The sequence below is a fragment of the Brachybacterium sp. HMSC06H03 genome (genome assembly GCF_001807385.1).
GTDB lineage: Bacteria > Actinomycetota > Actinomycetes > Actinomycetales > Dermabacteraceae > Brachybacterium > Brachybacterium conglomeratum.
The window spans coordinates 1-7,705 of sequence record NZ_KV788643.1; the positions used below are offsets into that span (position 1 = coordinate 1).

The following is a 7,705-nucleotide window of genomic DNA, read 5'->3' on the forward strand; positions in this document are numbered from 1 at the left end:
GGCCGCGTCCGCCGCCGCGGCGCGCGCCTGCTCCCGGCCGCGTCCGGTCAGCCCCACGGTCTCGAGCGCCCGCGGACCGGGGACGGACACGATCCGCCCCTCGACGTTCGCGGTCGACTCCCCGTGCCGCAGCACGAGGACGGGATGCGCGGCCTGCATCGTCGCTCCCCCGCTCAGGAGGGGACGACCTTGCCGGGGTTGAGGTTCCGGCCCGGGTCGGTGTCGGCGAAGAGCCCCTGCACCATGCGAGTGCCGACCTCGCCGATGTCCTCGGTGATCCAGGGCTGGTGCTCGGTGCCCACCGCGTGATGGTGGGAGACCGTCGAGCCGAGGTCCACGAAGGTCTGCTGCACGGCGCTCTTGGCGGCGTAGTACTGCTCGAGCGCCTGCTCGTCGGTCGAGTAGGGGAAGGCGAAGGTGAAGTAGAGGCACGCCCCGGCGTGGTAGCTGTGCGACATGTGGCAGAACATGAAGCCGGGCAGGCCCTGCTCCTCCTGCACCGCGTAGAAGGCCTCGAACGCCCGGGCATGGACCTCGTTGATCTTCGACCAGGTCGCACCGGTGTCGCAGACGTCGCCGAAGACCTGGTAGTTCATCAGGAAGTCGCGCAGGTAGGGGGTGTCGAACTTCTTCTGGTCGTAGATCGCGCCGGGGCCCGCGCCGAGCGTGATGCCGCCGGCGTTCTTCACGATCTTCTTCACGATCGACTTCTGCTGCTCGACGGACTCCTTCGAGCCCTCGAAGCAGACGTAGGAGATCGACATCTCGTTCGTCGTGTCCCAGCCCTTGGAGCGCAGGTACGAGAACAGCCCGTCCTGCACCTTCGCGGCGACCTTCCCCTTGGTGGAGGTGGGCGCCTTGACCATGGCGAGGCTGAACTCGGTCTCCGGCCCGTCGGAGAGACGGGTGAAGGTCGGGGAGACGTCGGTGGAGCGGGCGATCGCGTGCATGCCGCGGATGCCGTGCTCCCAGTCGGGGTACATGTAGGCGATCACCTGACGGACCGGGGCGACGCGGTGCACCTGCACCGTGACCTCGGTGATCACGCCGAGGCGTCCCTCGCTGCCCAGGATCATCTCGTGCACGCTCGGCCCGGAGTCGCGGCCCGGGATCGGCTTGGTGACGGCCGTGCCTGCGGGATGGACCATCCGCAGGCCGCGGACGATGTCCTCGATGTCGCCGTACTTGTCCGACTGCATGCCGGAGGAGCGCGTCGCGGCCCAGCCGCCGACGGTCGAGTAGGTGAAGGAGTCGGGGAAGTGGCCGACGGTCCAGCCCAGCGCGTTCAGCTGCTCCTCGAGGTCCGGGCCGTACGCGCCCGCCTCCACCCGGGCGAGGCCCGCGGTGTCGTCGATCTCGAGGACCTCGCGCATGCGGCCGAGGTTCATGGTGAGGATCGGGCGCTGCTCGTCCACATCGGGGGTGACGGAGCCGGAGATGGAGGAGCCGCCGCCGTAGGGGATCAGCACCATGTCGTGCTCGAGCACGAGACGCAGGACCGCGGTGACCTCGTCCTCGGAGGCGGGGTACACGATCGCGTCGACCAGGCGCTCGAAGCGGCCGCCCCGGACGCGGAACAGGTCCGGCAGGGAGCGGCCGAAGGAGTGGACGACCCGGTACTCGTCGTCGTCCAGCACGTTGTCGGCGCCGACGACGGCGACCAGCGCCTCGCGCGCCGGAGCGGGCAGCCGGCTCTCCGGCACCTCGAAGTCGGACAGCTGCGGCTCGACCGGCTGCTTCGAGTCGAGGTCGACGCCGATCTTGTTCCGCGCGAGCGGGGCGAAGGCGGGCTTGTTGTCATAGCGGAACGTGATGTCGTCCAGACCCCACCCCCACCACTTGTGCCGCCTGACCTCGCGTGCGCTCGGCCGATCGCTCATGCGTCCTCCTCCTCGTCCCGGACAGCACTGCCCAGGACCTCGTCGTGGTGCCCGTCGTACAGGTCCTTCACGCTGTCACGGATGCGCGCGATGAAGTCGCTCGCGGACTCCTCCACCCCGCCCAGCAGCGGCTCGCCGAAGACGACCCGCACGGGCGGGCGCCCCGGCACGGGCCAGCTGCGCCCCTTGGGCATCGCCTCGTAGCCGCCGATGATCGCGGCGGGCACGACGGGGACGCCGACGCCGAGGGCGAGGGCGGCCGCGCCGGGCTTGAACTCGGCCATGGCACCGGTCTGCTGGCGGCCGCCCTCGGGGAACACGAGGATCGGCACGCCGCTGCGCAGCAGCCTCTTCGAGGTGCCGGCGTGCTTGCGGGAGCCGCCGCGGTCGATGGGGAAGGCGTTCATCATCAGGCGCACGAAGAGCCGCCGGTGCCAGTGGTCGAACCAGTAGTCGGCGGCGACGCCCGTGGAGAGGAACCGGCCCTGGGTCCAGGGCAGGCTCATCGCGAGCAGCGGGCCATCGACGTGGCTGGTGTGGTTGGCGACCAGCACGAACGGGCCGCGGATGCTCTTCACGCGGCGGTGCACCTGCACCTGCGGGCTCACGGCGGAGTTCACCACGCCCCGGAACAGCACCCGCTGGAGCACGAAGCGCATCCCGGCGCGCCAGGTGGAGCGGTACTTGGCCAGCTCGCCCGTCGGCTTCTCCCAGCCTTCCCCGCGCGAGCGGGCGGAGAGCGAGTCCAGCAGCCGACGGGAGCGGTCCTTGAGGTCGTCGGCGGCCTTCGCGGTGGCGTCCGCGGCGCGGCTCGAGGCCTCGGAGAACCGTGCCGCGGCCTCGGCCCGTCGCGAGCTCTTCTGCTCCTCGGGCTCCTTCTCGCTGTCCTCGTCGGTCACGCGATCACTTCTCCCGGTTGCGGCGATGGCTGAGCAGCGCGCTGAGTCGCGCGACGAGGCCGCGGGGGGTGGTGCGCAGCACGGCGGAGATCAGCTTCCAGCGCTTCGAGGGGACCGAGACGGGGCGCCCGCGGGCCACATCGCGCAGGCAGTCCTCGACCAGACGGTCCGCGTCCAGCCACAGCACGCCCGGGATCGAGGAGCCCTTGATCCCGGCGCGGGAGTGGAACTCGGTGCGGACCCACCCCGGCATCAGGGCGGTGACCTGTACGCCGGTGCCCGCCAGCTGCACGCCGAGGGACTCGGAGTAGTTGCCCACCCACGCCTTGATCGCGGAGTAGTTGTTCTGGGGGACCAGCGCGGAGACGGAGCCGACGTTGATGATCCAGCCGCGCCCGCGGCGTCGCATCCCCCGACCCGCCGCCCCGCCGAGCTTGAGGACGGCACGGATCATGACCTCGAAGCCGAGGTCGTGGGGGGTGAGGTCTTCGTCGAGCAGGCCTGCGCGGACGGAGAAGCCGGCGTTGTTCACGAGCACGTCGACGGGGTCGGTGTCGGACTCGAGGCGATCGGCGACCCGCTGCTGAGCGTGGCGGTCGGCGAGATCCGCGACGATCGTCTCGACGTCGACGCCGTGCTCGCGACGGAGCTGCGCGGCCGACTCCTCGAGGCGATCGGGATCCCGCGCGACCAGCACGAGGGCGCTCCCCCGGCCGGCGAACGCTCTGGCGAAGGCCGCCCCGATGCCTGCGGTGCCGCCGGTGATCAGGGCCCTATGCATGGCGGCTACGATACACTAGACCAGCCCTGACCAGCACGGAGAAGCCACCGGGCAACCACCGGGCAGTAGACACCGCGGGCGCGTCGCGCGCGCGGGCCCGCCCAGGCCCTGCCGCTGACCTCCCGGGTCAGTCCGGCACCTCCGCCCCCGTCCCAGAGGATCCCATGTCGCACACCTCCCCCGCCGCCGCCCCGTCCACCCCCGGGGGCACCGGGGGTCGACGGATCCTGCTCACGGGCGTCACCGGCTTCCTCGGCCAGGCCGTCCTGCGCTCGCTGCTGGAGACCACCGAGGACGTCCACGTCACCGCCGTCGTGCGACCCAAGGGCTCCGTGACGGCCCGCAGGCGCCTCGAGCAGCTGCTGCGCAAGCCCGTCTTCGCCTCCTGGGGCGAGCTGCTGGAGAAGGAGGGCGCGCTCGGCGGCGCGGCCGACGGGAAGGCGCGCCTGAAGGAGATCTTCGACGCGCGCGTCGGCGTGCTCGAGGGCGACCTCACCGACATGCCCGCGATCACCGAGCCCGTCGACACGGTGATCCACTCGGCCTCCTCCGTCTCGTTCGACCCGCCGATCGACGACGCCTTCCGCACCAACGTCGGCGGCGCCCGCAACCTCTACGAGGCGCTGCTGGCCTCCGGCCAGGACCCGCACGTCATCCACGTCTCCACCGCCTACGTCGGCGGCATCTCCAAGGGGCTGCGCCAGGAGGGCTCGCTGCGCTCCGACGTCGACTGGCGCGCCGAGTTCGACGCCGCCCTCGCCGCCCGCGAGCGCGTCGAGGCGGAGTCCCGCAAGCCCGAGACCCTCCGCTCCCAGATCCGCACCGCGAAGCTGCAGGTGGGACGCATGGGCCCGAAGTCCGTGGCGAACGTCTCCGAGGAGGCGCGGCGCGACTGGGTCCAGCAGCGCCTGGTCGACTTCGGCCGCACCCGCGCCCAGTCCGTCGGCTGGACCGACATCTACACCTTCACCAAGGCGATGGCCGAGCAGGTCGCCGAGGAGCTGTGGGCCGGCAGCGGCCACCGCGTCTCCTTCGTGCGCCCCTCCATCATCGAGTCCGCCATGAAGAAGCCCTACCCCGGCTGGATCGATGGCTACAAGGTCGCCGACCCCCTGATCATGGCCTACGGCCGCGGCATGCTGCCGGAGTTCCCGGGCCTTGCGGACTCCATCCTCGACGTGATCCCCGTCGACCACGTCGTGAACGTCATCGTGGCGCTCGCGACCCAGGACGTCTCCCGTCGCGGCGACGACGCCTACTACCAGGTCGTCTCCGGCGCCTCGAATCCGATGCCCTTCCACGAGATGGTCACCGCGGTGCGCGAGTACTTCACGGAACACCCGCTCGAGGACGAGAAGGGCCGTCCGATCGAGGTGCCCGAGTGGTCCTTCCCGGCGGTGGAGATGGTCGAGCAGCGCTTCCGCGCCAAGGAGCTCACCGCGAAGATCGGCTCCACCGCGGTCGCCTATCTCCCGGCCACCAAGCGCACCCGCGAGTGGACCTCGAACCTGCACAAGACCACCTCGGGACTGACGACGCTGCGCAAGTACATCGAGCTGTACCGCCACTACACGAAGACCGAGATGGTGTTCGACGACGCCAACACGCGGGCGCTGCGGGACGAGCTGCCGGAGGAGTTCCTGGCCACCCACGACTTCGACGTCACCGGGATCGTGTGGAAGGACTACTTCCAGAGGCAGCACCTGCCGGCCGTCACGGACCTCACCAAGGCCTACTCCCGCGCGAAGTCCGCCCAGAAGCGCCGCGCCTCCCGCCCGACGCCCGAGCTGAAGCAGTCCACGGACTCGCTCGCGGTCTTCGATCTCGACGGCACCGTGCTGGCCACGAACATCGTCCAGCAGTACTTCGCCGTGGTCCGCGCGACCCGCCCCCGCCGCACCTGGCCGGCCGAGATCGGCGGCCTGCTCGCCGCGATGCCGGGCTACCTGCGCGCCGATCAGCGCGACCGCTCCGAGCTGATCCGTCTGGTCAACCGTCGCTACAAGGGATACCGCGCGGAGGAGCTGCGCACCCTCATGAAGGGCGAGGCCGGGCGCCGCATCCGCGCCTCGATCCGCCCGGAGGCGCTGGAGACCATCGAGCGCCACCGCGCCGCCGGGCACCGCACCGTGCTAGTCTCCGGCGCACTGGACGTGCTGGTCGAGCCGCTCGCGGACCTCTTCGACGAGGTCTTGGCCACCCACATGGACGAGGACGAGCACGGCGTGATGACCGGCTATCTCGCCACTCCCCCGCTGGTCGACGAGGCGCGCGCGAACTGGCTGCGGAAGTACGCGGACCTGCACGGCGCGGACCTGTCGACCTCCTACGGCTACGGCGACTCCCATGCGGACGCCGCCTGGCTCGCGCTCGTCGGCACCCCCGCCGCGGTCGCTCCGGACCTGGGGCTGTACGCCGTCGCGAAGAAGAAGCGCTGGCAGATCCTGGAGTGGTGAGCCGGGGCTGAGCCGGCGACGGCGTCCCGGCCCGGCCAGTTCAGCACTGCCCGGCATCGGACAGGTTCGCACCACGCCCACGCCCACGCCCACGCCCACGCCCACATAATTCTGCGTCCTGTGCATGACCTCAGCCGCCTATGGCACGTGAGGTCACGCACAGGACGCATTTGTGTGCGTCCCCTCTCCCGACCGCCCCGCGCACGCCTACCAGGCCCGCTAGCCCGTCACGTGACAACCCGGCAGGGCGCTCTCCGCGGCAGCGCCTCTCCTCCCCAGGCCGGCCTTGTCCACACCCGAGCCCAGCTTGCAGCAGCCGGTCGCCGGGCACGGCACGCTCGGGGCCATGCACCACGCCAGCGATCTCGTGCTCCCCGCGTCGGCCTGGCCCTGGCCCCGCCCCGTCGGCCCGCCGCAGGGCACCCGGCACCTCACCCAGGAGGAGCTCGGCCTCGCGTCGCGCCGGGAGCTGCTGGCGATGGGATACACCGACTCCCGGCTCATCCGGTCCGTGCGCTCTGGACGGCTGCAGAGAGTGGCACGAGGCTGGTACGGAAACGCGGCGGCGCTCCCGCCCGCCAGACTCGCACTGCGCCACGGGTACCGTGTCACCTGCATCGACGCCGCCGCGCTGCACGGCCTGTGGATCCCGTACCGCGACGACGAGGAGCGACGGACGCTGCATGTCTACCGCCCGAACGGCTCCGCGGGTGTGCCGGAGGACATGCTGGCCCACCCCTCCGGCTGTCGGTCGTGGCAGGAGCCGGATGCCGTCGCCTCCCTCCCGCTCGCCCTCGAGCACGCGATGCGATGCCAGAGCGGAGAGCGTGCGGCGATCCTGCTCGAGTCTGCGATGAATCGTCGGCTGATGGCGCCGGCGGAGGTGCAGCGGCTGCTGGACGTCGCCCCTGCATCGGTGCGCTCACGGATCGGCGCGCTGTCGACGGCGAGCGACTCGGGGTCCGAGACGCGGGTGGTCCGCTGGCTCCGCAGGCGGGGCTTCCGGGTGGAGCAGCAGGTGTTCGTCGACGGTGCGGGTTATGTGGACCTGTACGTCGGCGGGATCCTGATGGAGATCGACGGCCGCGACGGTCACTCCGGACCCGATGCCTTCGCGCTGGATCGACGCAGGGACCTGCGCACGGGCCGACATGGGCTGCAGACCCTGCGGCTGAGTTATGAGCAGGTCTGGCGGAACTGGCCCGACACCAAGGATGCGGTGCTCGAGACGATCGCCGAGGTCGGAGCGTTCGGCCAGCGGAAGGTGGAGCAGCTGCTGGCGAGCTGATCCCCAGCGACGCTGCGCGGCCTGTCGTGCTGCCCCAGGAGTGCGCCGCCTCGGAGCTTTGGCCGTCGCCGCCGCTCCCCTGCCGCACACAAATGCGCTCCATGCGTGACCTCAGGCGCTCTATGGCCTTGAGGTCACGCACAGGACGCAGATTCATGCGCGCGGTCGGCCCAGCGGGGCGGGGACGTCACGGCCGGGGCCCGGGCAGGGACGCCGGGGCAGGCGGGGCAGGTCGCGGCCCGGCCCGCTCACAGCACCGAGGCGAGGAAGCCCTTCAGGCGCTCGGACTCGGGGTGGTCGATGACCTGCTCGGCCGTGCCGGACTCGAGGATCCGGCCCTCGTCCATGAACACGACCTGGTCGGCGACCTCGCGGGCGAAGCCCATCTCGTGGGTGACCAC

Annotated in this window: 5 protein-coding genes and 1 pseudogene; 2 read left to right on the forward strand and 4 right to left on the reverse strand. The window is 71.2% G+C overall.

From position 1 onward, the window contains the following. Positions 1-173: 173 nt before the first annotated feature. From HMPREF3159_RS00910 to HMPREF3159_RS00920, 3 genes are read right to left on the reverse strand one after another with little or no spacing between them, the layout of a single operon-like run. The gene (locus HMPREF3159_RS00910; RefSeq protein ID WP_070499143.1) at positions 174-1,880 is read right to left on the reverse strand and encodes an FAD-binding oxidoreductase; all 1,707 of its coding nucleotides are present in this window, start codon (positions 1,878-1,880) and stop codon (positions 174-176) included. Next, positions 1,877-2,779, reverse strand: a complete 903-nt coding sequence (locus HMPREF3159_RS00915; protein WP_070499145.1) for a lysophospholipid acyltransferase family protein — start codon at positions 2,777-2,779, stop codon at positions 1,877-1,879. The genes HMPREF3159_RS00910 and HMPREF3159_RS00915 overlap by 4 nt, the downstream gene beginning before the upstream one ends. A 4-nt stretch (positions 2,780-2,783) precedes the next feature. Beyond that, on the reverse strand, positions 2,784-3,560 hold the full coding sequence (locus tag HMPREF3159_RS00920; RefSeq protein WP_070499147.1) for an SDR family NAD(P)-dependent oxidoreductase: 777 nt from the start codon (positions 3,558-3,560) through the stop codon (positions 2,784-2,786). A gap of 164 nt (positions 3,561-3,724) precedes the next feature. Between HMPREF3159_RS00920 and HMPREF3159_RS00925 the strand changes: the two genes are divergently transcribed. Together HMPREF3159_RS00925 and HMPREF3159_RS00930 are read left to right on the forward strand one after the other, a co-directional pair. Beyond that, positions 3,725-6,016 (forward strand): HAD-IB family hydrolase, encoded by a 2,292-nt coding sequence (locus HMPREF3159_RS00925; RefSeq protein WP_070499148.1) that lies wholly within the window; start codon positions 3,725-3,727, stop codon positions 6,014-6,016. Between the two features lie 346 nt (positions 6,017-6,362). Further along, on the forward strand, positions 6,363-7,304 hold the full coding sequence (locus tag HMPREF3159_RS00930) for a type IV toxin-antitoxin system AbiEi family antitoxin domain-containing protein (RefSeq protein ID WP_070499172.1): 942 nt from the start codon (positions 6,363-6,365) through the stop codon (positions 7,302-7,304). A gap of 248 nt (positions 7,305-7,552) precedes the next feature. Here the strand turns inward: HMPREF3159_RS00930 and HMPREF3159_RS17750 are convergent. After that, positions 7,553-7,705, reverse strand: a pseudogene (locus HMPREF3159_RS17750) (ectoine/hydroxyectoine ABC transporter ATP-binding protein EhuA); the annotation flags it as partial.

Excerpts from the sequence above, each read along its gene's own strand:
- HMPREF3159_RS00910 (WP_070499143.1), bottom strand. The coding sequence starts at position 1,880 with ATGAGCGATCGGCCGAGCGCACGCGAGGTCAGGCGGCACAAGTGGTGG.
- HMPREF3159_RS00920 (WP_070499147.1), bottom strand. The coding sequence starts at position 3,560 with ATGCATAGGGCCCTGATCACCGGCGGCACCGCAGGCATCGGGGCGGCC.
- HMPREF3159_RS00925 (WP_070499148.1), top strand. The coding sequence starts at position 3,725 with ATGTCGCACACCTCCCCCGCCGCCGCCCCGTCCACCCCCGGGGGCACC.
- HMPREF3159_RS00930 (WP_070499172.1), top strand. The coding sequence starts at position 6,363 with ATGCACCACGCCAGCGATCTCGTGCTCCCCGCGTCGGCCTGGCCCTGG.